Source organism: Thiothrix eikelboomii, from assembly GCF_900167255.1.
In the GTDB taxonomy this organism is placed as follows: domain Bacteria; phylum Pseudomonadota; class Gammaproteobacteria; order Thiotrichales; family Thiotrichaceae; genus Thiolinea; species Thiolinea eikelboomii.
Genome location: NZ_FUYB01000001.1, coordinates 291,598 through 314,755, shown reverse-complemented (window position 1 = coordinate 314,755; position 23,158 = coordinate 291,598). Strand labels below are relative to the sequence as shown.

At 46.4% G+C, this 23,158-nt stretch carries 26 protein-coding genes and 1 pseudogene; 12 read left to right on the top strand and 15 right to left on the bottom strand.

The window, feature by feature from the left end:
• Positions 1–52: 52 nt before the first annotated feature.
• On the bottom strand, positions 53–805 hold the full coding sequence (locus tag B5D50_RS01460; RefSeq protein ID WP_078920907.1) for a class I SAM-dependent methyltransferase: 753 nt from the start codon (positions 803–805) through the stop codon (positions 53–55).
• Between the two features lie 156 nt (positions 806–961).
• Between B5D50_RS01460 and grpE the strand changes: the two genes are divergently transcribed.
• The 5 genes from grpE (at position 962) to B5D50_RS01435 (ending at position 6,374) form a co-directional block, all read left to right on the top strand.
• Positions 962–1,552, top strand: coding sequence for a nucleotide exchange factor GrpE (grpE, locus tag B5D50_RS01455; RefSeq protein ID WP_078920797.1), 591 nt, complete (start codon positions 962–964; stop codon positions 1,550–1,552).
• Between the two features lie 120 nt (positions 1,553–1,672).
• Positions 1,673–3,586: a molecular chaperone DnaK gene (dnaK, locus tag B5D50_RS01450; protein WP_078920796.1), complete on the top strand. Its 1,914-nt coding sequence runs from the start codon at positions 1,673–1,675 to the stop codon at positions 3,584–3,586.
• 90 nt (positions 3,587–3,676) lie between these two features.
• Positions 3,677–4,834 (top strand): molecular chaperone DnaJ, encoded by a 1,158-nt coding sequence (gene dnaJ, locus B5D50_RS01445; protein ID WP_078920795.1) that lies wholly within the window; start codon positions 3,677–3,679, stop codon positions 4,832–4,834.
• A 35-nt stretch (positions 4,835–4,869) separates the two neighbouring features.
• Complete coding sequence (gene dapB, locus B5D50_RS01440; RefSeq protein WP_078920794.1) at positions 4,870–5,682, top strand: 4-hydroxy-tetrahydrodipicolinate reductase; 813 nt, start codon at positions 4,870–4,872, stop codon at positions 5,680–5,682.
• Positions 5,679–6,374 carry a cytochrome b/b6 domain-containing protein gene (locus tag B5D50_RS01435; RefSeq protein ID WP_078920793.1) on the top strand — a complete coding sequence of 232 codons (696 nt, stop codon included), beginning with the start codon at positions 5,679–5,681 and terminating at the stop codon, positions 6,372–6,374. Before dapB ends, B5D50_RS01435 begins: the two co-directional genes overlap by 4 nt.
• 82 nt (positions 6,375–6,456) lie before the next feature.
• Here B5D50_RS01435 and B5D50_RS01430 read toward each other — a convergent pair whose 3' ends face one another.
• From B5D50_RS01430 to B5D50_RS20295, 7 genes and pseudogenes are all read right to left on the bottom strand, one after another.
• Entirely contained in the window at positions 6,457–7,269 is an 813-nt protein-coding gene (locus tag B5D50_RS01430; RefSeq protein ID WP_078920792.1) for a Stf0 family sulfotransferase, read from the bottom strand.
• A gap of 72 nt (positions 7,270–7,341) precedes the next feature.
• Positions 7,342–7,806 carry a c-type cytochrome gene (locus B5D50_RS01425; protein ID WP_078920791.1) on the bottom strand — a complete coding sequence of 155 codons (465 nt, stop codon included), beginning with the start codon at positions 7,804–7,806 and terminating at the stop codon, positions 7,342–7,344.
• Positions 7,807–8,109: 303 nt separating this feature from the next.
• Positions 8,110–8,433, bottom strand: a complete 324-nt coding sequence (locus tag B5D50_RS01420; RefSeq protein WP_078920790.1) for a hypothetical protein — start codon at positions 8,431–8,433, stop codon at positions 8,110–8,112.
• A gap of 123 nt (positions 8,434–8,556) precedes the next feature.
• Positions 8,557–9,024, bottom strand: a complete 468-nt coding sequence (locus B5D50_RS01415) for a DUF2059 domain-containing protein (RefSeq protein WP_078920789.1) — start codon at positions 9,022–9,024, stop codon at positions 8,557–8,559.
• Positions 9,025–9,236: 212 nt separating this feature from the next.
• Positions 9,237–9,722 (bottom strand): annotated as a pseudogene (locus B5D50_RS01410) (hypothetical protein); the annotation flags it as partial.
• 101 nt (positions 9,723–9,823) lie between these two features.
• A complete protein-coding gene (locus tag B5D50_RS01405) occupies positions 9,824–10,117 on the bottom strand; it encodes a hypothetical protein (RefSeq protein WP_078920787.1) in 294 nt (97 codons plus the stop codon).
• Positions 10,118–10,138: 21 nt separating this feature from the next.
• Positions 10,139–10,282 (bottom strand): hypothetical protein, encoded by a 144-nt coding sequence (locus tag B5D50_RS20295; protein ID WP_159448544.1) that lies wholly within the window; start codon positions 10,280–10,282, stop codon positions 10,139–10,141.
• A gap of 123 nt (positions 10,283–10,405) precedes the next feature.
• Between B5D50_RS20295 and B5D50_RS01400 the strand changes: the two genes are divergently transcribed.
• The 4 genes from B5D50_RS01400 to B5D50_RS01385 are packed head-to-tail and all read left to right on the top strand — an operon-like array spanning position 10,406 to position 12,862.
• The gene (locus B5D50_RS01400; RefSeq protein WP_078920786.1) at positions 10,406–11,311 is read left to right on the top strand and encodes a LysR substrate-binding domain-containing protein; all 906 of its coding nucleotides are present in this window, start codon (positions 10,406–10,408) and stop codon (positions 11,309–11,311) included.
• Between the two features lie 51 nt (positions 11,312–11,362).
• Entirely contained in the window at positions 11,363–12,022 is a 660-nt protein-coding gene (locus tag B5D50_RS01395) for a hypothetical protein (protein ID WP_078920785.1), read from the top strand.
• Positions 12,015–12,491, top strand: coding sequence for a YcgN family cysteine cluster protein (locus B5D50_RS01390; protein WP_078920784.1), 477 nt, complete (start codon positions 12,015–12,017; stop codon positions 12,489–12,491). The genes B5D50_RS01395 and B5D50_RS01390 overlap by 8 nt, the downstream gene beginning before the upstream one ends.
• On the top strand, positions 12,479–12,862 hold the full coding sequence (locus B5D50_RS01385; RefSeq protein ID WP_234975760.1) for an RNA-binding S4 domain-containing protein: 384 nt from the start codon (positions 12,479–12,481) through the stop codon (positions 12,860–12,862). Before B5D50_RS01390 ends, B5D50_RS01385 begins: the two co-directional genes overlap by 13 nt.
• 3 nt (positions 12,863–12,865) lie before the next feature.
• On the opposite strand, the gene B5D50_RS01380 is transcribed toward B5D50_RS01385, so the two are convergent.
• The 7 genes from B5D50_RS01380 to B5D50_RS01350 all read right to left on the bottom strand — a co-directional run bounded on the left by B5D50_RS01380 (position 12,866) and on the right by B5D50_RS01350 (position 20,256).
• A complete protein-coding gene (locus tag B5D50_RS01380) occupies positions 12,866–13,573 on the bottom strand; it encodes an anti-sigma factor (protein ID WP_159448543.1) in 708 nt (235 codons plus the stop codon).
• Positions 13,570–14,112, bottom strand: a complete 543-nt coding sequence (locus tag B5D50_RS01375; protein WP_078920781.1) for an RNA polymerase sigma factor — start codon at positions 14,110–14,112, stop codon at positions 13,570–13,572. The genes B5D50_RS01380 and B5D50_RS01375 overlap by 4 nt, the downstream gene beginning before the upstream one ends.
• Before the next feature lie 72 nt (positions 14,113–14,184).
• Entirely contained in the window at positions 14,185–14,745 is a 561-nt protein-coding gene (locus tag B5D50_RS01370) for an L-threonylcarbamoyladenylate synthase type 1 TsaC (RefSeq protein ID WP_200807004.1), read from the bottom strand.
• A gap of 4 nt (positions 14,746–14,749) precedes the next feature.
• On the bottom strand, positions 14,750–17,269 hold the full coding sequence (locus tag B5D50_RS01365) for a DNA topoisomerase I (RefSeq protein ID WP_078920780.1): 2,520 nt from the start codon (positions 17,267–17,269) through the stop codon (positions 14,750–14,752).
• A gap of 105 nt (positions 17,270–17,374) precedes the next feature.
• Entirely contained in the window at positions 17,375–17,854 is a 480-nt protein-coding gene (locus tag B5D50_RS01360; protein ID WP_078920779.1) for a Smg family protein, read from the bottom strand.
• Positions 17,855–17,871: 17 nt separating this feature from the next.
• The gene (gene dprA / locus B5D50_RS01355; RefSeq protein WP_200807003.1) at positions 17,872–19,074 is read right to left on the bottom strand and encodes a DNA-processing protein DprA; all 1,203 of its coding nucleotides are present in this window, start codon (positions 19,072–19,074) and stop codon (positions 17,872–17,874) included.
• 30 nt (positions 19,075–19,104) lie between these two features.
• The gene (locus B5D50_RS01350; protein WP_078920778.1) at positions 19,105–20,256 is read right to left on the bottom strand and encodes a LysM peptidoglycan-binding domain-containing protein; all 1,152 of its coding nucleotides are present in this window, start codon (positions 20,254–20,256) and stop codon (positions 19,105–19,107) included.
• A gap of 115 nt (positions 20,257–20,371) precedes the next feature.
• Between B5D50_RS01350 and def the strand changes: the two genes are divergently transcribed.
• Genes def through rsmB form a run of 3 tightly spaced genes read left to right on the top strand, consistent with a single transcriptional unit; the run spans position 20,372 to position 23,156 of the window.
• Positions 20,372–20,911 (top strand): peptide deformylase, encoded by a 540-nt coding sequence (gene def / locus B5D50_RS01345; RefSeq protein WP_078920777.1) that lies wholly within the window; start codon positions 20,372–20,374, stop codon positions 20,909–20,911.
• Positions 20,908–21,861, top strand: a complete 954-nt coding sequence (gene fmt / locus B5D50_RS01340; RefSeq protein ID WP_078920776.1) for a methionyl-tRNA formyltransferase — start codon at positions 20,908–20,910, stop codon at positions 21,859–21,861. Before def ends, fmt begins: the two co-directional genes overlap by 4 nt.
• Positions 21,858–23,156 carry a 16S rRNA (cytosine(967)-C(5))-methyltransferase RsmB gene (gene rsmB / locus B5D50_RS01335; RefSeq protein WP_078920775.1) on the top strand — a complete coding sequence of 433 codons (1,299 nt, stop codon included), beginning with the start codon at positions 21,858–21,860 and terminating at the stop codon, positions 23,154–23,156. Before fmt ends, rsmB begins: the two co-directional genes overlap by 4 nt.
• Positions 23,157–23,158: the final 2 nt, after the last annotated feature.

Sequence of the window (23,158 nt, the reverse complement as noted above, 5' to 3'; positions counted from 1 at the left end):
TAAGCATACTTTGACTACTCAGGAGAGGCGAGAGACTAGGAGAGATATAAGCTCATCCGTTTTGCCCGACTCGAAATGCTAAGGGCCACTCGGTTAAATAACACGCTGGATCCTCCCATAAGCTGGCAACTTGTTGTTCTAACCGCGTAACTGGATCTTGCCCCTGTGCTTGGATATAGCGCTCAGTGGCTGACCAACTGCGCAAATAACCCATTAATTGGGCTTGATTCCACGCTAGCTGCATGCTGAATGCGGGAACTGGGAGTTCTTGAAAGGGAAAGGGTAAAGCTTGGTAGCCCGTCTCGACAATAGCCCGTTCAGGTGGCCAGTACGGACCGAGCACCTGTGTGTAAAAATCTTGTACTAACGCATTAATGGCGGGTTGGTGAATCTTAAGCACTCCATAAGTCCAGACGGCTAATACGCCTTCCGGCTTTAAGACGCGCTGTGCCTCAGCATAAAACTGAGTTAAATCAAACCAATGCAGGGCTTGCGCTACGGTAATTAAATCAACACTCTGCGCTGCTAAACCACTCTGTTCTGCAGGCGCTACTCGCCATTCAATCCGAGGATGTGCTTGAGCGGCAGCAATTTGCTGTGCACTGGCATCAGTGGCAATGACCTGTTGAAAATGCTCAGCTAAACCTAAAGAAGCTTGCCCTGTACCACAAGCGCAATCCCAGACTAATTGTTGGCTAGGGCTAATACTGGCAAGCCAAGTGTATAATTCGACTGGATATTGAGGGCGATAAGTCGCATAGGTTTTAGCTAAATTAGAAAAATGATCTTTAAAAGATGGCGTCATCAGGCAGGTCTCTCGAAGAAAAATAATCACAAAAAGACAGTTTTTGTAGCCGCTTTTTATCTGCTGGCCTTGAATTTAACAAATTAACCCTTATTTCTTTCAGGCGATTCAGTACATGGAGCGTGTAGCAGCGTGACAAGATTTTGGAGATCGAAAATGAACCCAGCAGAACAGAATAAGCAAGATCAAACCCTAGAGTCGAAGACTCAGCCCTCTCAAACTGAGGCGGCTAAAGAGACAACCAAGGCAGAGATGCCTAGCTCTGATAATTTAGCCACTGTACAAGCTGAGCTGGCTAAACTGCAACAAGAGTTAGCCGCTGCTCAAGCTAAAGCCAATGAAAATTGGGAAATGTATTTACGAGGGCAAGCAGAAGCTGACAATCAGCGGCGGCGTTACGAAAAACAAGTCGAAGATGCGCATAAGTTTGCAGTGCAGCGCTTCGCTGAAGCCTTGCTACCAGTGGCAGACAGCTTAGAAATGGGCTTACAAGCACAGGGTGATGCCAATAGTTTGCGCCAAGGCATGGAGCTGACTTTAAAGCAGTTTGAGGCGGTGATGGAAAAGTTCAAAATGGAGGCGGTTAATCCACTAGGGCAAGTCTTCAATCCTGAGTTACATCAAGCGGTAGGTATGCAGCCACACCCAGACTATGAGAATAATACCGTCTCTTTAGTGATGCAGAAGGGCTATACCTTAAATGGTCGGACCATTCGCCCTGCGATGGTGATGGTTAGCAAGAAATAGTTAAAAAAGCATTTTTTCTGGGGTTTTTAGCCTTGAAAAGCCATAAACAGCCCCTATCTAAGGATGCAGTTAGCGACTTTAAGTTGCCGTAGTTAAAAAGATTTCTGGAGAAGCAAAGTTATGGGAAAAATCATTGGTATTGACTTAGGTACTACCAACTCATGTGTGGCGGTCATGGAAGGCGATAAGCCACGGGTGATTGAGAACTCTGAGGGTGATCGTACCACTCCGTCAGTGGTTGCTTTTATGGATGAAGAGGTATTAGTCGGTCAAACGGCCAAGCGTCAAGCGGTGACTAATCCTGAAAATACTTTATATGCAGTCAAACGTTTGATCGGTCGGCGTTTCCAAGAAGACGCTGTGCAAAAAGATATTAAATTAGTCCCCTACAAAATTGTCGCAGCTGACAATGGCGATGCTTGGGTTGAAGTTCGTGGTAAAAAAATGGCACCCCCAGAAATTTCTGCACGGGTGCTGATGAAAATGAAAAAAACTGCCGAAGATTATTTAGGTGAACCCGTCACTGAAGCCGTTATTACCGTGCCGGCTTATTTTAATGACTCCCAACGTCAAGCGACTAAAGATGCCGGTCGGATTGCGGGCTTAGAAGTCAAGCGGATTATTAACGAGCCAACGGCGGCAGCTTTAGCCTATGGCATGGATAAGTCCAAAGGCGATAGCAAAATCGCAGTCTATGACTTAGGTGGCGGTACTTTTGACGTTTCTATCATTGAAATCGCCGATGTCGATGGTGAAATGCAGTTCGAAGTATTATCAACCAATGGCGATACCTTCCTCGGTGGTGAAGACTTCGATATGCGCTTGATTGACTATTTAGTGGATGAGTTCCGCAAGTCATCTGGTGTTGATTTAAAAGGCGATCCTTTAGCGATGCAGCGCCTGAAAGAATCGGCAGAAAAAGCCAAAATTGAATTGTCATCCAGCCAACAGACGGATGTGAATCTGCCTTATATCACCGCAGATGCCTCAGGTCCAAAGCACATGAACATTAAAGTGACTCGTGCTAAGTTGGAGTCTTTGGTTGACGATTTGATTACACGCACGATTGAGCCTTGCAAGATTGCTCTGAAAGACGCCGGTTTGAGTGCCGCACAAATCAATGAAGTGATTCTGGTGGGCGGTCAAACTCGGATGCCGAAAGTCCAAGAAGCGGTGAAAAACTTCTTCGGCAAAGAGCCACGTCGTGATGTGAATCCAGACGAAGCCGTGGCGGTTGGGGCTGCGATTCAAGGTGGTGTCTTAAGTGGTGGCGTGAAAGACATTCTGTTATTAGATGTGACTCCGTTGTCCTTGGGGATTGAAACCCTAGGTGGCGTTATGACTAAGTTGATTGAGAAAAACACCACGATTCCAACTAAAGCGAATCAAGTGTTCTCAACAGCCGATGACAATCAAACCGCTGTGACCGTGCATGTAGTGCAAGGTGAGCGTCAAATGGCACGAGATAATAAGTCACTCGGCCGTTTTGATTTGCAAGATATTCCGCCCGCCCCGCGTGGTATGCCACAGATTGAAGTGACTTTCGACATTGATGCCAACGGTATTCTGAACGTATCGGCGAAAGATAAAGCCACTGGCAAGCAGCAGTCGATTGTGATTAAAGCGTCTTCTGGTTTGTCAGATGCTGAAGTCGATCGGATGGTGAAGGATGCTGAAGCTCATGCGGAAGAAGACCGTAAACAACGTGAATTGATTGAAGCTCGCAACCAAGCAGATGGCTTAGTGCATGCGACTGAGAAATCCTTACGTGATTATGGCGATAAAGTGGATGGTGCAGATCGTGCCAATATCGAAAGTTTAGTCCGTGAAGTGCGTGATGCACTAAAAGGCGATAATAAGGATGTGATCGAGCGTAAGAGCGAAGCTTTAGGTGAAGCTTCTGGCAAGTTGATGCAGAAAATGGCTGGGATGAATGCGGGTGCTGAGGCGGGTGCTGCGGGTCAAGCCGGTGGTGCTAAATCAGCCGATGATGACATCGTTGATGCTGAATTTGAAGAAGTGAACAAGAAGTAAGCTATTTAAGCGCACGAATGCAGGCGTGGTAGGGGACTATCACGCCTGCTTTTTGTTTTTATAGACTCCTATTTGTAGCAGGGGATACTAATGTCAAAGCGGGATTATTACGAAGTCCTCGGTGTACAAAAAAATGCGAGTGAGGATGATTTAAAAAAGGCATTTCGCCGCTTAGCGATGAAATATCATCCAGACCGCAACCCAGATAATGCTGAGGCTGAAGCGAAATTTAAAGAAGCTAAAGAAGCCTATGAAGTGCTAGCGGATCAAAATAAACGCTCTGCTTATGATCAATTTGGCCATGCAGGCGTGGATCAAGTCGGTATGGGCGGTGCACGCAGTGGCGCGGGCTTTGGGGATATTTTTGAAGATATTTTCGGCAATATCTTTGGTGAAAATGGCGGTCGCCGAGGCGGTGGCACCCGTGCTTATCGTGGTAGTGATCTGCAATACAATTTGGAGTTGACTCTCGAAGAAGCGGTGGTTGGTAAAGAAGTTGATATTCGCATTCCTGCGATGAAAACCTGCGAAACCTGTTCAGGGACGGGGGCGAAAAAAGGCAGTTATCCACAAACCTGCTCGACTTGTCACGGCCAAGGTCAAGTGCGCATTCAGCAGGGTTTCTTTTCCATTCAACAGACTTGTCCACAATGTCATGGCAATGGCAAAGTGATCACTGATCCCTGTCAGACCTGTCATGGTCAAGGTCGTGTCGAAGAGAATAAAACCTTATCGGTTAAGATCCCTGCTGGGGTTGATACTGGAGATCGTATTCGCTTATCCGGTGAAGGTGAAGCGGGTTTAAATGGTGGCCCAGCTGGAGATTTGTATGTACAAATCTTTGTAAAAGAGCATGAGCTGTTTACCCGTGATGGTGATAATTTATTCTGCAATGTCCCGATTCGCTTTACTACAGCGGCTTTAGGTGGCGAGATGGAAGTGCCTACGTTAGAGGGTAAAGTGACCTTAAAAATTCCGGCAGAAACCCAGACTGGCAAAAAATTCCGCCTACGCAATAAAGGTGTGAAATCGGTACGCAGTGCATCGGTTGGTGATTTGGTCTGTACAGTGATAGTAGAAACCCCAGTCAATCTGAATACTCGTCAGCGCGAGCTATTAGCAGAGCTGGATAAAACGATGAGTGAGGGTGGGAATCGGCATAGTCCGAGGGAGCATAGCTGGCTAGACAAGGCAAAAGGTTTCATTGATGATGTAAAGCATGATTTATTTGGTGACAAAAACGATTAAAGCTTAAGCATAATCATGAAGTGAAGGAGGTTAACATGACCAATTTGACACGGATAGCGATTGTCGGTGCTGCAGGGCGGATGGGTAGAACACTCTTAGAGGCTTGCAATGCTGCTGAGGGAGTGGTGGTGACCGTCGCAACAGAACACCCGCATAGTCCGCTAGTGGATACCGATATTGGCGCAGTGGTAGGTATCGGTGCGAATGGGGTGCTGATTGCCCCGTCCTTAGAGGCTGCGGCGAATGATTTTGATGTCTTAATCGACTTTACTCGTCCAGAGCCGAGCTTAGAGCATTTAGCTTGGTGTGTGGCTCATCATAAAAAGATGGTGATCGGTACAACTGGCTTTGATGAGGCGGGTAAGGCCGCTATTCGTGCAGCTTCTGAGACAATTGGCATTATGTTCGCACCGAATATGAGCATCGGTGTGAATCTATGCTTTAAATTGCTCGAGATGGCTGCACAGGTATTGGGAGATACCGTCGATATTGAAATTATTGAAGCCCACCATCGCTATAAAGTGGATGCCCCTTCGGGAACTGCCTTACGGATGGGGGAAGTGGTCGCAGCGGCTTTAGGGCGGGATCTAAAAGACTGTGCTGTTTATGGTCGCCAAGGTGTGACGGATGAGCGCAATCGTAAAACGATTGGCTTTGAAACTATTCGTGCTGGCGATATTGTAGGTGATCATACGGTGATGTTTGCTGATATTGGTGAGCGGATTGAAATTAGTCATAAAGCCTCGAGTCGTATGACCTTTGCTAAAGGTGCAGTGCGGGCTGCTCAATGGCTGCAAGCGCAAGAAGTTGGCTTGTATGATATGCAAGACGTCTTGGGGTTAAAATGAATAAAGCCAGTGTCACGACTTCGGTCAAAATTTGGGATTTACCCACCCGTGTTTTTCATTGGACTTTAGTATTCGGCATAGGTTTTTCGTGGCTTTCTGCTGAGCTAGGTGGCTTATGGATGGACTGGCATATGCAAGCAGGCATCTTGATACTGGCTTTAATCATTTTTCGTATTATTTGGGGTTTTGTCGGCAGTGAAACTAGCCGATTTAGCTCATTTATAAAATCGCCTGCCCGCGCTATTCATCATTGGCAAGAGCTGAAAGACCGTGGAACAGCGTATTATGCTGGCCATAATCCTTTAGGGGCTTGGATGGTGGTGTTTTTATTAGTTGGAGTCTTGCTGCAAGCGATCTCTGGTTTATTTGTTAGCGATGATATTTTAGTAGAGGGGCCGCTTTATGGTTTAGTGACTGAATCAACTGCTGGGGCGCTGACGAGTTTCCATCATTTGTGGTTTAATATTTTACTGCTTGCAGCGCTTATACATATCTTCACTATCGGTTTTTACAAGATTCGTAAACGTACTAACTTAATTAAGGCGATGGTGGCAGGTAGTGCGGATTGGCCGGTTGAGCAACAACCTATTCCAGACCATTTAAGTTTTAAAAGCCCTTGGTTGGCCTTGAGTATTTTCATCATCGTGTATGCTGTGGTGCATTTTGGACTCGACTTCCTTAAAACGCTGTAGACATTGAGCTAAGTATTTAAGCTAGTCTATTCACTTAAAACGCGCTAGGCGTTTAATTAACGCTTAGCTCCATGTGTTTATACTAGGCATATTGTGGATATTCTTGCTTAAAGCGTTCAGCCCATTCCTCATTAAGTTGGTTGCCAACTTTGACTAAAGGAATGGCAGGTATAGTATCAGGGAGTTTAACTTCAACTTGCCTAGCGAGTTCTTTTAAGTAATCTTTGTTACCAACTATGTCTTCATAATAAAGTTCAAGTGGGCTAATTTGATATTTTTTGAAAAAACGCTCCCAACCCGCTTCTTCGCGCACAATGCTTTGAATACGGTTGAATAGCCGTTTAGCATCAAATTGAGTCTTCATATTGTAATCATGGGCATTTTCCATAGCAATCGCGCCACGTTTACCAATGCCTTGTAATTTAGTTTCATCATTTGTATTAACGACATGGCAAACTTTAGTTTGACTGGCCATGTCTCGTGATATGGCTTGGTATAAATGCTCTTTACGCCTTAAAAAAACCCAAGTAGCACCCTGATAAAACTGATGGAAGCTATCTAGTTTTAGCTTAGGATCTGTCTGAATAAGTTTAGTAAAACTAAGTTTATACAATAAAGACTGCATGAGGGATGGCGGCGAAGATGGGCTTAAATAGCTATGAACCTTATCGACTTTTTCCCATTGATCTTGCATGATTTTAACCGCAAATAAGCCATTTTCTGATTGGCCTTGGCTAACAATTCGATTAACAAAGTTTTGAGCTTCAGCCGCATTTTGTACTTTTGGATTGATATAAACTTCTTTGGGTCGTCCTAATACGGTGGTGGCTTCTAACTCTTTACACAACATCGTTGAGCCTGATCGTTGTGTTGCACAGATCACAATTTTTTTCATAGATATATTAGTTTCTAGATAAGAGCAGCCTGCTTAGTTTAGATGAGTCAAGCAGGCTGAGTCGATTTGGATTTAGTCTTTTTCGCGATAAATATCGTGGCAGGCTTTACAGGATTCTGCAACTTTAGCAAATTGAGGCTTTAGAGCGGCAAGATCGCTGCTACCTTCCGCTGCTTTGGCAAGGTTCGCCGCTTCAACTTTAAAGGTTTCCATTTTAGCTTTGAAATCTTCCATTTTGGCTGCGATTTCTGGTTTAGCTGCCGTATCGCCTTCATAGCTACCCTCAATAAAGCCATTGAGTGGGAATTGACTGAGAGTGGCGACGGCTTGAGCATTTTTTGCAAAAGCCTCTGCATTGAATTCAACTTCACCTTTAACCATCGCCCCCATCGGTCCAAAATGATTACGGATCATGGTGTAAGCCGCTTGGCGATATTCAATGGCATTTTCTTGCGGGGTAGCAGCTGAGAGCGTGGTCATCACCATCGCAGCTGATAAAAAAGCACCGGCTATTAAAGCTGTTTTCCCTAATTTCATCGAATTTGCTCCTTGATTGTTTGAAACGAATAACTCTTTAAAATGTATGGGTAGTCCAAAGGGAATCCGCAGTATAAATGAACCAAAACTTGAGGCAAGTTACCGCAGCCATTGCTATCTAATACACAGGCTAGTGAGGAGGTCGATTAAAGAGTTTTGTGCCAACAGTGAGGGCAAAAATGATCAAGTGGTTTAGATCAGTCGGCGTTTGAATAGCGCTTGAAGCACCAGCACAGTTCATACTCTAGGTCATTGAATAAAACCGTGCTGATGCCTCAAGGCCGATGCTTCAAGCTCACCTTATTAGTGATAGCCGCGATGTAGTTCGCAATAACCACGGCTGCGATGGATGACGCGGTGATGGGGGCGATAAGGACGGTGGTTATAACGAGGTTGATGCACTGGACGCCAGTGATGGCGTGGTTGCACATAGACCTGTGGCGCACCGACATGTAAGCCGTAACTCACATGTCCCTGTGGGCCAAAGCCAATATAGAACGAAGCATTATTACTACTATGATGGCTGCCATGTCCACCATGATGTCTATCATGGCCACCGCCTGCTGAGGCGGTGGTACTCATGATTAAGGCAAGGCCTGCGATTGCAGTTAAGCTTATTTTTTTCATTACGGTATTCTCCTACTCTAGGGTGACAGCATTGCGTAGCAAGAGTGGGACTTCTTGATGGATGCTGTTAAACTAAAGTCTAGGTCGTGATTGTGCATCAAACCGTGCTGAAATGTGCAAACACTATGGAAGTTTCACAATACTATTATTTGTCACTTCGTCAACTTGGGTACGACTATTCGAGGCGTTAAATGCTTTTTGTTGAGCTTTGAGCATTTCGGCCTGTAATACCGGTAAAACCTCAGCCATATAAGGATCCATTTTAGCTAAGGCGGTTTTGGCTTCAGGATTACTATAAAAATTAGCCAAGACCTCGAGTTCATTCGCGGTGAAATGATTCATCAAAGCGGTCTGCATTGCTTGATGAATCGCCTTCACATCCAAGTGTTTGGTTAGCATGTCTAGATAAGGCTTACGTTCAGCTTCTGGCAACATGGTGACGGTTTGATCAGCTAAGGCTTGTGCCATCGCTTTGGGTGGATTGGCCTCTAAATAGCGCTTGGCTTGGGCTTGACGGTTCTCCAGGTTGTCCTCCAAGGCAAATGCAAGGGTCGTCAATGCAAAAATACTCAAGAAAAACAACGCTTTCATTATATATCCTAAAAAAGATAAGCTTAGCTATAGAGTGTAGAATGATTTGAATAGGATTTGAGCAGTTCGTTCAATAAATTACTTTAAAGCTCAATAGGGTAAAATAACAGCAAATCCTTAAAAAATATTTGCTAGAAGAGTTTTTTATCAGAAGTATTTAAAAAAAAGGGCGGAAATAAAATTCCGCCGCGTCGCTGAGAGGAAATAGGGGATTAAGCCGCCAAAGCCAAGGGTGGGGTCTGAGCTAATTGACGTGCGGTGCGGTGTTTGACCGGAATGAGGTCAATGCCTAATTCATCACGGTATTGCAAGACAAAGCGTAAAGCCGAGCGGGAGTGCTGTAAGCCCACGACAAAGCCCGTTGCCCCATAATTACGAGCGATTAAGGCTTGTAACAGTAATAAGCTTTCGGGGCTTAGTTGTTGAGCGATCTGCGGCAGCAGACTCATTTTGATTTGCCGCACGACACTACAGCGCACTGAGGCACGTAAAGCGCGCACCTGTTGATGGAAGTCAGAGGCTTGCTCATTGGCATTTAATTGAATTAATAAGCCGCCTTGTTGGGATTGTGGTTCTAAAATTTGCTTGAGCCACTCACAAGCTTGCTTCATATCCGCAGCATCCAAACTTGGATTAGCTTGCACGGCCACTACATTCTTCCAGCCTTTATCGGCTAATTCGTTGCGCAAGCGGTCAGTGGTATAGCGACTACGGTTAAACGCTAAATGTAAACGCTTATTTAAGGCTTCAAGTTGGCCCGCAGCATACCAAGTATCTGGGCTAGCAGCGTTGACAGCTGCTAACTCAGGGGTAAGCGATACAGCTCTTCAAGTTTAAGCTCAGCAACAGCCCGTTGTTCGTGATCCACCAAGGTAATCCGTTTGGTGATCTGTGCGGTTAATTTTTCTGCGGGGCTTAAGTTCAAGGTGATGGGCAAAGGCCAAACGCAACCATTTGCTAAGCGTTTATTATTTAAAACACTAAGATGATCAGCCTGATTTAAGTAACTATCCACAGGTGCAAAAGCACCATTTAATAATAACTCTAGGGTGTCAAGCTGATCATGGCTTAAGATTTTGGTCAAACTACTCATTAATCTATCCTCATCTATTCTTTAGCCGCAGATGCTAGGGTCAAAAGTCCATACGCTGATTTCAGGCTCATTGAGATAGTTCGCATCATTTTCGGCCTGAGCGACCACTTCAATTGCTGTCTGGTCTTCAGCTTGAGTCTCTAAATTAGTTGCTAAAGCATTCATGTCAAACATCCTCGGGTGGTCATTGCGGGTATTAAGTGGTCTTGATATTACGAAAAATCTTTAATCCATAAAAGTGATATATTAAGATAAGAATATCTATCTTTTAGATTAAAGAGGTTGGCAATGAAGTTAATTCAGCTGCGGTTGTTAAAAACCCTACTAGGTAATGGCATGAATGTGTCTAGAGCAGCAGGGCAACATTATGTGGTGCAGTCAGCTGTCAGTCGGCAATTAGGCCTATTAGAAGAAGAGTTAGGCATGCCACTGTTTGAGCGCAAAGGTAAGCGCTTGGTTGAGCCAACCCCCGTTTGCCGTGCTTTAGTGAAGCAAATTGATACGATTGAACAAGCCCTCGAAAACATTCGTGCCGTTGCGGATGAGTATCGCATGGAAACCAGTGGTGAAATTCGGATTGCCACCACCCATACGCAAGCCAAATACTTTCTGCCCGAGGTCTTAATGGAGTTTCGCCAGCGTTATCCTTCAGTCTCGATTCACCTCTTGCAAGGTGCGCCTTCACAATTAGTCGGGATGCTCCATGAGGGTAAGGCAGATATTGCGATTTGTACCGAGGAAATTGGTAAAGCACCGGGTTTAACCAGTGAGCGTTGCTATGACTGGAGTCACGGCTTGATTTTACCCGATGGGCATCCATTGGCAGGCGGTGAGTTAACCTTGGAGCGTATCGCTCGCCATCCGATCCTAACTTATGTCTTTGGTTTTGCAGGGCGTTCCAAAGTGCAATCCACTTTTGAGCAGGCAGGTTTGCAACTCGATGTTTCTTTTGCGGCCACGGATACCGATGTGATTTTAAGTTATGTACGCTTAGGTTTTGGTGCGGGTATTATTGCAAAAATGGCGTATTCCCATATTCATGATGATGATTTAGTTCTGCGAGATTTGTCGCACTTGCTGCCAACTTCGACGACACGAGTGGCTTGGGCGAAAAATAAATACCTCAAACAATATGTCTCAGACCTAGTGCAATTGCTGCTAGAGCATGGCGAAAGTGAAGACGGGTATGCGTGAGCAACACGCCTGCGGTATGATGCGTATCTTTGTAGCTGATAGGTTAGAGCAATGCAGCGTTTGCTAGCAGTGATGGGGATTCTGCTGTTATTGAGTGCTTGTGGCAAGTCAGACCCGCAGGTGGTAGACAATTTACCTTGGGACATCACCAGTACTGAGCAAGGAACGACCCGTGTTTTTCATCTAGAACTCGGCAAAACCACTTTACGTCAAGCGATTGAGCAGTGGCATAGTTTTCCTGAGTTGGCAGTGATGCAGTCGCGTACTAATGAATTGAGTTTAGAGGCCTACTTCGGTAAACAGCGCTTGGGTTTATTTGAAGCGAAATTGGTGGCTGAGCTGGTGGCTGATCCAGCCATTTTGGAAAAGTTTTCTCAAGAGCAGATCAAGCGTGAGCCGCAAGCCAGTGGCGCTTGGCGGTTGTCGGTGTCTGAAGCGAATGTAAAACTTGCGAATGATTTTTTGATTAAGTATCTGATCTATATTCCTGTGGTCAATTACGAACCTGAATTGATTCGTGCGCGCTTTGGCGAAGGGGCGGAGATTGTTAACTTAACCGCCACCGTCGATGCTTGGTTTTATGCAGATCGCAATTTAGCCATGCTGATTGATGCCAAAGGCGGAGACATGTTTTATTACAGTTCACCGCAAGATTTTCCGCAGCTAAAAACCAAGATCTTAAACTTACCTGCAGAGCAAGCCCATGAATAGGCCTAAAAAAACCGTTGACAAGCAGCCTTGGTGGCAGCAAAAGGAATTAAGCGAATTGACCACTGATGAGTGGGAAAGTTTGTGTGATCACTGTGCCAAATGTTGTTTAAATAAACTTGAAGATGAAGACGATGGCACGGTTTATTATACCGATGTGGCCTGTGATTTATTAGACGGTCAAACCTGTCGGTGCAGTAATTATTCAAAACGGCAGGTTTTGATGCCCGATTGCGTGCGGCTAACCCCGCAAAATTTGGAGCAACTGTATTGGATGCCACCCAGTTGTGCCTATCGCTTGGTCTATGAGGGTAAAGATTTGCCTTCTTGGCATCATTTAGTGTCCGGGAATAAAGCAACGATTCATCAGCAAGGTGAGTCTATTATTGGAAAATTTGTATTTAGTAAAGATGTGAATGAGGACGAATGGGAAGATCGAGTGGTGGATTGGCCTCTGGAGTGGAAACCTTAACCCGTTTGCGCTTAGATAAATGGCTTTGGGCTGCGCGTTTTTTCAAAACTCGCTCTTTAGCGGTGGAGGCTATCAACGGTGGCCATGTGCATGTGAATGAAGAGCGTGCTAAACCTTCACGAGCTGTGCAGGTGGGTGATGTGCTTAGAATTCGCAAAGACCAAAATACTTGGAAAGTGACCGTGCTCGCTTTGAATGAACAGCGTCGCCCTGCGAAAGAAGCTGCGCTACTGTATCAAGAAGATGAGCACCAACGTGAAGAGCGTGAACAGCAAATTGAAATACGCCGCTTACATGGGGTCAATGTGCCGGTGCGTAAACCCAATAAACAAGAACGCCGCAAAATCGAAGCATTTAAGCAGTCTTGGTAACGCCTATTGGCCAAGAGGATGCAAAGTGCCGCTTAAAATAATTTCACCCTGGGGTTGAGTGGAGGCGCTGACTGTATTTGGCTCTAAGCTAATGGCAAATTGACTCGCACCCTCCAAACCTTGCCACATTTTGGCATTGATACTGATTTCTGGTTTGGTTGGCTCTAAAGTCCCCATGCGCATGGGTGGCTCATCTTTCTTTTTAGAAATACACCACAGTGTAGGGATCATGCCTTGAGGGTTAGTGATGTTTTGATCAAGCAAATCAAAAGAAATTTTCATTTCATCGTGTTTAGCCATCGCTAAAACTAACTGGGGGTGTTGCTGAGTGGATTTTAGGGCAGCTACATACGCTTGTGGTTTAGGGGGCTGGTGTAAAAAGAAGGCGGTTAAGACCGCTGCAATGATCGCCGCTAAACTTGGTAACGCCCAATTCAATTGATTTTGCAAGCGACTCCAGAAACTAGGTTGAGCAACTTTTAGGTTTAAGTGCTGCTCAATACCTTGCCAAACCCGTGCATGGACGGCTTGAGGTGGCAGTATTTCTGCTAGGCCATTCAATTTCTGCTGATAAGCTTGTACGGTAGCCCGTAAATATAAATGCCGAGCCATTAGTTGTTCAAAGCGTAAGCGTGCTTTGCCGTGGAGCGTACCTAACGCATAAGCCATCGCTAGTGGCTCAAAAATATCGGGGTTTTTATACCGCTTCATGCTAGGCAATTCCTCAGATGTTCTAAGCCACGACGAATCCATGCTTTTACCGTACCTAGAGGGCGTGCCATGCTAGCTGCCAATTCCTCATGAGTACAGCCGTAATAAAAGGCTTGCAAAATACACTCGCGTTGTTCGGGCTTTAACTCTTCCATACATTCCAGTAGTTGTTGGGTATCACTACTGAGTTGTGTTAGTAAATCGGGTGTGATCGCTTGTGAGGCAAACTCTAAAGATTCATATTCCAGATCAGGATGAATCTCAGGGCGGCTTTTTGCCATCCGTAAGCGATCAAGGGCTTGATTGCGAACAATCGTTGCCATCCAAGTCAAGGCATGGCCTTTATCTGTGCTATAAGTTGATGCACTATGCCAAATCTTAATAAATCCTTCTTGCAAGACATCTTCTGCGAGGGCTTCATCGCGCACTAAGCGACAACATAAAGCATAAAGCTTTGGTGAGGTATGCTGATAAAGCTGCTTAAACGCTATTCCATCTTGTCGGCCACAACGTAGTAGCAGTTCATTTAAAGAATCCATGCCATCTGTTCCTGAAGCTTAATACGCTTAGCAAATGTTTTTAGATGCATCTAACCACTACCTTTGGTCGAATTAACTAGCGCGAATTAATTGGCCCGTGACCGCATCACGAATTTCACTAGGATGGGCTTGCTGGCCCAGCGGTAGGTTAAGGACTAAATCAATTTGATCTGCAAAATAATGAGTTAAACGCTCCAGATCACGAGCGGGGGCTTGAGTCGCAGGATTGGCACTGGTCGAGACAATGGGATGGGCGAATTGTTGGCATAAGGCTTGGCAGGTTGGATGAGCACTCAGACGAACGGCTAAGCTTGGGTGTGTGCCACGTAACAGGGGTGATACTTGTTCTCTAACGGGTAATAGCCAAGTATAAGGTCCTGGCCAAGTGGGCAGAATACGGGCTAACAGTTCGGCATTTACAGGCAGGATATAATCGGTTAATTGCTCAAGCTGGGCTGCAATTAGGATTAAGCCTTTGTGGGCAGGACGCTGCTTAAGTTGTAATAGACGCTGTAAAGCAGCGTCATTCCGGGGATCACAACCCAAGCCAAAGACCGATTCGGTCGGATAAGCAATCAGGCCGCCCGCCTTGAGAATAGCGACGGCCTCTTCAAGCTGGGTAGTGATGCGCATGACATCAAGTACCTGTTTTCTTACGCGGAGTTTTAGCCGTTGTGCTACTAGTTTTGCTAGTCGTTGGCTTTGCGGCTGATTTTTTGGCAGGCGCTTTGGTTTGAGTAGCTTCACTTGAGCTGGCTTTTTTAGGAGCTGCTTTTTTCTTAGCAGGCTCAGCTGTCGGTTTAGCTTCCGGCTCACTGGTATCTGCTTGAGTTTCAGCGGGTTTTTTACTGGTTTTTTTCGGATCTTTCTTAGTTTCTTTTTTCGCGGGTGTGGCTTCCGCAATTAAGGCTTGGGCTTCTTCCAAGGTTAAGGTGTCGGGGGTTTTATCTTTGGGGATTTTCGCCTTAATTTTGCCACTCGCTAAAAACGGCCCCCAACGACCTTTGAGAATCTGAATCCCATCACCAAAGTCTTTAATAATTTTGGCTAAATCGCTGGCTTTCTTTTCTTCAATCAAGGCTAAAGCCCGCTCTAAGGTGACTGTGTAAGGATCATCCTCCTTTTTCAAGGAGACAAAGTTACTTCCATAGCGTAAATATGGGCCAAAGCGCCCAATGCTAGCACTAATGGTTTGACCTTCAGCGGTTTCACCTAAGGCACGTGGCAATTTGAATAACTCTAAGGCTTCTTCTAAAGTCACCGAGTCCATTTTCATGCCCGCTCTGAGGCTCGCAAAAATGGGTTTATCCTCATCATCACGTGAGCCGATTTGCACGAACGGACCAAATTTACCCATACGCACGGAAATAGGCTTGCCAGTTTTAGGGTCTAGCCCTAGTTCACGCGCTTGCAGGACATCACTGCGCTGTACATTGTCCATTTTTTCTTCAACGAGTTGACTGAATGGTTGCCAAAACTCATCGAGTACGGGTGTCCAGTTTTTTTCACCGCGTGAAATTTCATCGAGTTGATCTTCGAGATTGGCAGTGAAATCGTAATCAACATAACGGGTAAAATGCTCCGTTAAAAATTTATTAACAATCCGGCCAATGTCAGTTGGCGTGAAACGCAACCGATCCAATTCGACATATTCACGTGCTTGCAAGGTGGAAATAATGCTCGCATAAGTAGACGGGCGGCCAATCCCATATTCTTCCAACATTTTGACCAAACTGGCCTCAGAATAGCGCGGTGGCGGCTCAGTAAAATGCTGGGTGGCTTCAATATCATTTAACTTAATGGCTTCGCCTTCGGTTAACGGCGGCAGCGGATTTTCTTTCTCCACCTTTTGATCATCAAGGCCTTCTTCATACACGGCTAAAAAGCCCGGATCACGAATGGTCGAACCCGTCGCCCGGAAGAAGCTGCTAGGCTCAGCCGCTAAATCCACAGAAATCGTATCAATCAGAGCATGAATCATTTGGCAGGCCACTGTACGTTGCCAAATCAATTGGTATAAACGGAATTGCTCTTCACTGAGATAGCTACGGATTTCTTCAGGAACACGCAGGCAGGAAGTGGGGCGAATTGCTTCATGTGCCTCTTGTGCATTTTTGGATTTGGTTTTGTACTGGCGCGGTGACTCAGGTAGTTTAGGCTTGCCATAGCGCTGCTGAATGAATGCGCGTAATTCAGCGATGGCCTCACCTGCTAGCGCTACCGAATCAGTCCGCATATAAGTAATCAAGCCGACCGGGCCACTGCCTAAGTCAATACCTTCATACAATTGCTGGGCAGTTCGCATGGCTTTTTGTGAGGAAAAGCGTAATTTGCGCACGGCTTCTTGTTGGAGTGTGGAGGTGGTGAAGGGCGCAGAAGGATGACGCTTACGTTCTTTACGCTCAATTTTGGTAACCGTTAATTGGCCACGTGCGGCTTGCAGCAAACGATCACGCACCTGATGAGCCACTTCACTGGTATTGACATCGAATTGCTCCAAGCGTTTACCATCCAAAGTATGCAAACGCGCTGTGAATTCGAAACTCTGCTTATCCAGCAGTGCCGTGAGATTCCAGTATTCTTGAGGAACAAAGCTTTCGATCTCTTCTTCGCGTTCCACAATCATGCGCAATGCAGGGCTTTGGACTCGCCCCGCTGAGAGACCGCGTTTAATTTTTCGCCATAATAAGGGCGATAAATTAAAGCCAACTAAGTAATCTAAGGCGCGGCGTGCTTGCTGAGCATCAATCAGCTCATAGGCGAGTGCACGCGGATGGGCAATCGCCTCTTGAACAGCGTTCTTGGTGATTTCATAAAAGACCACCCGATGAACTTGTTTCCCCTCGAGTAAACCGCGTTCTTTAAGCACTTCGTACAAATGCCAAGAAATGGCCTCACCCTCACGATCAGGGTCAGTGGCTAGATAGAGGGTATCCGCTTTTTTAACAGCCCGGGCGATGGCATCGACATGCCGCTGATTGCGGTCAATGATCTCATACTTCATGGCATAACCCTGTTCAGGGTCAACGGCACCTTCTTTAGGAATTAAGTCGCGCACATGACCATAAGATGCAAGCACTTCAAAGCCCTTGCCTAAGTATTTCTGAATAGTTTTGCCCTTCGCCGGTGATTCGACGATGACCAGATTTTCGCTCATTTAGCTGCTTTTCAAGTTAAATTTTAAAGATTAGCCTTCGCAAGAAAGCCAATGGCCTGCATTTTAAACCCGAAAAGCTAGCAAAAGTAAAGAGTCCTTGTGGGATTAGTGATAGACCGGCGTTGAGCCATCGAGGGTTAAACCCTCAGTCCATAAGAAACTATTATCTTCATCAGGGCGGTTTACCAATACCATGAGAATCACCCATTTCAAGCGATCTAGCGTGAAATCAGGGTCTTCTAAGGCTAATACGCGATCAATCACTTGTTCACGTGCCTCGTAATTAAGCACCCCCGCTTTTTCTAAAAATAAAAGATAATTTTGACAGTCGGTATTCAGCCAGCGTTGCTCTTGCCATGCGAAACTACGCAAAGAATGGGGTGAATAAGGCTCTAAGACATCTTGATGCTCATCACCGAGACTTTCAAGCCAATTAAAAGCGCGATTAATCTCACCGGGCATAAAGCCCGCTCCCTGCAAATAGACATTCATGGATTCACGATCATCACTTGGGGTGGCTTCGTCGTCCATTTCTGGATAATTGTCGAACAAATAGAATAGTACTTCCAGTGTGCTTTCTTTCATCAAGTTCAGTCTCTTGGTTACAATCGCTGGTAGCGACCACCGCCACATGCAGCGATGTAGCCTTGTAGCTCTAGCATCAGCAGCATGGATGAAACAACATCAGGGGTCAACCCTGTTTGGAGGACTATCTGGTCAATCGGTATCGGCTCTAGACCTATGGTAGCAAGAATTTGTTGCTCTTCTGGATCAAGCTTAGCCTCTGACCGTTCTTCCGTATTTTCTTGAGTTGTAAGGCTTTTTAGGAAGGATAAAGGCTTGGTGGGTTTTATCGGTTTAGACGCTTGAGTCGTGGATAGTGCTAGTGCAGTTGGCATCGCAGTGCTGCCTAAATAAGCGTGTAACTGTGGAGTCAGTTCTTCCAAAATATCAGCGGCGGTTTCGACTAATTTAGCGCCTTGGCGAATCAGACGATGGCAACCATGAGCGAGTGGGCTATGAATTGAACCGGGAATCGCAAAGACTTCACGTCCTTGTTCAAGTGCATGCTGAGCGGTCACTAAGGAGCCACTTTGTAAGGCGGCCTCAACCACTAAACTCCCTAAGGATAAGCCGCTAATAATTCGATTCCGTCTTGGAAAATTTTGGGCTTGCGGTTTAACCCCAATCGGGAACTCACTGACAATTGCTCCGTGCTCAACAATGCGCTCGGCTAAACTGCGATTTTTGGCGGGATAGATAATATCTAAGCCGGTTGCAATGACCGCAATAGTTGTCCCCCCAGCCTCTAAAGCACCTTGATGACTGACAGCATCAATACCTAAGGCTAAGCCACTGGTGACGGTAATGCCGTGTTTAGCTAAATACTGCGCAAAAGCTTGCGCATTCTCTTTGCCATACGTGGTGGGGGTGCGACTACCAACCATCGCAAGTTGTGGTTCATTCAAGAGTTCTGGTTGCCCTGCGACAAACAGAATCGGTGGAGCCGCTTTAAGGTCACGCAGCAGCTTTGGATAGCGTGGATCTTCTGGTACTAAAATATGTCGGTGCTGTGCTCGATGCAACCATTCCAAATCGGCTAAAGTGGCTTCAATAGGCACTGAGCGCAGGTTTTGAAGGGTATCAGGTTTTAAACCTGCTTTAGCAAGTTCAGCATCACTGCCGTCTAAGGCAGCGACGGCAGAACCAAAGTGATTAAGCAGGCGATTGAGAGTAGCAGGGCCAATACCCACCGCCCGCCAGATTTGGAGGCGTGCGCGTAGTTCATCTTCAGTAATGTTCACGTAGACAGTAATCTCTGTTGGGCGAGCGCTTTAAGGATTACCTATTTTATCTCCATTTTTGATTTCGCGCTGAGATTCAGTAATTAAGGCATAACTTAAATTCTCATGCACACTATAGACAATCGCCTCCCCCACTTTCGCGGGGGGTAAATTTACGGTGGGCGTATTGCGAGCATGCCCCCGGAAGCTAGCATATTGGTCTTCGACTCGATGACCTTCTGTATAAACACCTACCGCATAGCCGGGCTTGATGCCGTGTTTTTTACCCCGATTAATCGCGATAATCATACAATTAGCTCCCATATAATCGGCATCATAAAGTGCTGCAATCTGCCCGCGAATTTTAGTGCGTGGTAGTTGAATGGGAGCGCGTAACTCACTGTGGCGGCGCTCGACCGGCAAAATGCGATCACCCACCCGAATGGCCTCATCCATATCTAAAATGGTTGCAGTGGAAATACTATCGACTCGATCCACCCGCGCATAGCCACTGTACACCACTTGGTGGCCCAATAAAGCGTTAGTCTCAGGATCATAAATAGGTTTATCAGGGTGATAGACCGCATAACGTGAGCCAACTCGTGGCTGCCGCAGATTTTTTAAATAAACGGTAGCACCGGGCGGGATCAGGCTTTCATTATCTTTAGAAGCAAGTAAATAGGGCGAATTTTTGATGGCCTCATCGCTCATAATACGCGGCCATTCTAAAAAAGGTGCTAGTGTCACTAGGGATTGCCCCATTAAGCCCTTTGGTTCGACTCGAATCCGTGGCACGAGTTTTTGAGAGCCATCGCTGCCAGCTTCTTTGTTATAACTAAAATATAAAACATCACCGGGGTAAATTTGGTGCGGATTCTTGACTTGTTGGTTCTTGTCCCAAATTTCTGGCCAATAAGAGGGCGTATTTAGGAATTTGCGCGCAATACCCCACAAAGTATCGCCTTTTTGTACCACATAAGTTGAAGGCGCCGAAGGATTGATTTGCAGGCCACTGCCGTCAGGGCGATCCGCAAAACTCAAGCCAGCAGAGGGCTGTGGATTGCCATAATAAGCGTCATAATTAGGTTGATGAGCAGAAGACATAGCAGGCTTATGAGCGGGCGATTGGGTCATACACCCTGCTAGCGTTACCGTTGTGCTAGCGACACCAGCAGCCCATAGCAGATGGGAAAAGCGAAGCATGTTGTTATCCTTGTAATTCGAGCTTGTAGTTATTATTGGCTAAGAGGACTTTGCGTTATAATAGTCAAATGATTGAATTACGCGCACCATTTTCTGATTTTCGGTAATTATTAATATGGCAATTTTAGAAATTTTACATCACCCCGACCCCCGCTTACGCAAGAAAGCAGCTCCTGTTGCCGTGGTCGACGAGAAGACGCGCGAGCTACTAGATAATATGCTAGCCACCATGTACGCCGCCAAAGGTATTGGTTTGGCCGCTACTCAAGTGAATGTGCAGCAAGCCGTCGTCGTCATTGATTTATCTGAGGAAAAAAACCAGCCTTTGTATTTGATCAATGCCGAAATCTTGCATAAAGAAGGTCAGATCGAGCACGAGGAAGGTTGTTTGTCTGTGCCAGAATATTATGAAAAGGTGACTCGTGCTGAACGAGTGAGAGTTCGTGCCTTAGGCCGAGATGGCCAAGCCTTTGAATTAGAGGCTGAGGGTTTATTGGCTGTGTGTATTCAGCACGAATTAGACCATTTGGAAGGGAAACTCTTTGTGGATTACCTTTCACAGCTGAAGCAGCAGCGGGTACGCAAAAAAATGGAAAAATTAGCTCGCCAGCCAGCGACGAACTCAGCCGCATCGTCTGAGGCTGCGGCAGGATGAGTCGAGCTTTGCGTGTGGTGTATGCGGGTACTCCCGAATTTGCAGTACCTGCTTTGCAAGCTTTGTTGGCCTCAAAGCATGAAGTGCTCGCGGTGTATACTCAACCAGATCGTCCGGCAGGGCGGGGGCGTAAATTGCAATTTAGCCCAGTGAAAGAACTCGCCATCACCGCAGGTCTAGCAGTTGAGCAACCCCTCAGTTTTAAAAGCGCAGAAGCACAAGCGAGTTTAAAAGCTTATGCCGCCGATGTGATGGTCGTCGCTGCGTATGGCTTAATTTTGCCCCAAGCCGTTTTAGCTATCCCAGCTTATGGTTGTTTGAATATTCATGCTTCTTTGCTGCCCCGTTGGCGAGGTGCAGCCCCTATTCAACGGGCGCTCCAAGCGGGTGATAGCATGACGGGTGTCACGATTATGCAAATGGCTGCTGGCTTAGATACGGGGGCTATGTTACTGAAAACCGCTTGCCCGATCACTGCTACCGATGGTGGGCAGAGCCTGCATGATAAGCTGGCTCAGCAAGGTGCAGAGGCTTTATTGCAGGTTTTAGAGCAGTTAACCGACAATCAGTTAAAACCTGAACAACAGAATGAACAACAAGCCTGCTATGCGCATAAGCTCAGCAAAGCGGAAGCAGAAATTGATTGGCAGCAGCCTGCTGCGGTGATTGAGCGGCAAATTCGTGCGTTTGATGCTTGGCCAACGGCGTATAGTGTTTATCGCGGCCAAGCCTTACGCTTTTTTGCGGCGCAAGCCTTAAGGCAAACGAATACTGCCCCTGCGGGTACCGTGGTCGCTGAAACGCGAGCAGGGATTGATATTGTCGCAGGTGATGGCTATTTAGTGCGTATCCTAGAATTACAAATGGCGGGTAGCAAGCGTTTAGCCGCCGCTGATTTTCTGAATGCGCGCTCATTGCTGGGCGAGCATTTTTCTAAGGTGAACTCGTGAAGACCCGCGCCATTGCTGCCCGTGCACTCCAGCGGGTGACTTATCAAGGGGAATCGCTCACCGAGGTTTTCCGGCATGCCACTCTTCAAAACCTTTCAGTGCGTGATCAAGCTTGGGTACGCCATGTCTGTTTTGGGGCAGTACGCTGGCATGGGCGTTTAGGGGCGATTTTACGTGAATTACTCGATAAACCAATTAAAGCCTCAGATAAGGATATTGAATGTTTGTTGCGCTTGGGTTTGTATCAAATCATCTATCAGCGCACCCCTGACCATGCGGCCGTAAGTGAAACCGTCGAGGCGAGTCGTGCTTTGAAAAAAGCATGGGCGGGAAGCTTAGTGAATGGAGTGTTGCGACGTTTTCTGCGGGAGCAGGCAACGGTGCTCGCTAAAGTCGATCAGATTGAATCAGCCCAATATTCCTTCCCGACTTGGTTGGCAGATCAGATCAAACACGCTTGGCCGCAGGATTGGCAAGCGATTATGCAGGCTAGTAATGAGCACCCCCCTTTAAGTTTACGAGTGAATGGTTTATTGGCGACTCGTGAGCAGTATTTAGAGCGTTTGAAGCAGCAGCAAATTCAAGCAGAGCCTATTGCTAGCACGGAGCTTGGGATTCATTTGCCTGAGGCATTGGCCGTGACGGAGCTACCTGATTTTGCGCAAGGCTCAGTCTCCGTGCAAGATGCGGCTGCTCAGCAAGCAGCGGTGTTGTTAGCACCGCAAGCAACAATGCGGGTGTTAGATGCTTGTGCTGCGCCGGGGGGCAAAACTTGCCACCTTTTAGAGCGTTATCCCCAGATCGAGTTAGTGGCGCTTGATAATAGTGCAAAACGTATTAAGCAAGTTTACGAAAATTTAACGAGATTAAACCTAGCCGCTACGGTAAAAGTAGCGGATGCCGTGGATCTTGCAGCTTGGTGGGATGGCCAAACCTTTGAGCGTATTTTGTTAGATGCTCCGTGTTCGGCCACTGGCGTGATTCGGCGTCACCCCGATATTAAGCTGCTGCGGAAAAAAACGGATATTGCTACACTGCAACAGCAGCAAGCAGCCTTATTGCAGGCTTTATGGCAAGTTCTAAAGCAGGGTGGTTTATTGTTATATGCCACTTGTTCGATTTTACCAGAAGAAAATAATTTACAAATTGAACAGTTTTTAAAAACTCAGCCAGATGCTCGGGTCAAAGCAATCAAGGCCACTTGGGGTCGAGAGTTGTCAGTAGGACGGCAAATCTTGCCCGGTGAGCAGGGCATGGACGGTTTCTATTATGCGCTGTTAGAAAAAGCAGCGTAAGT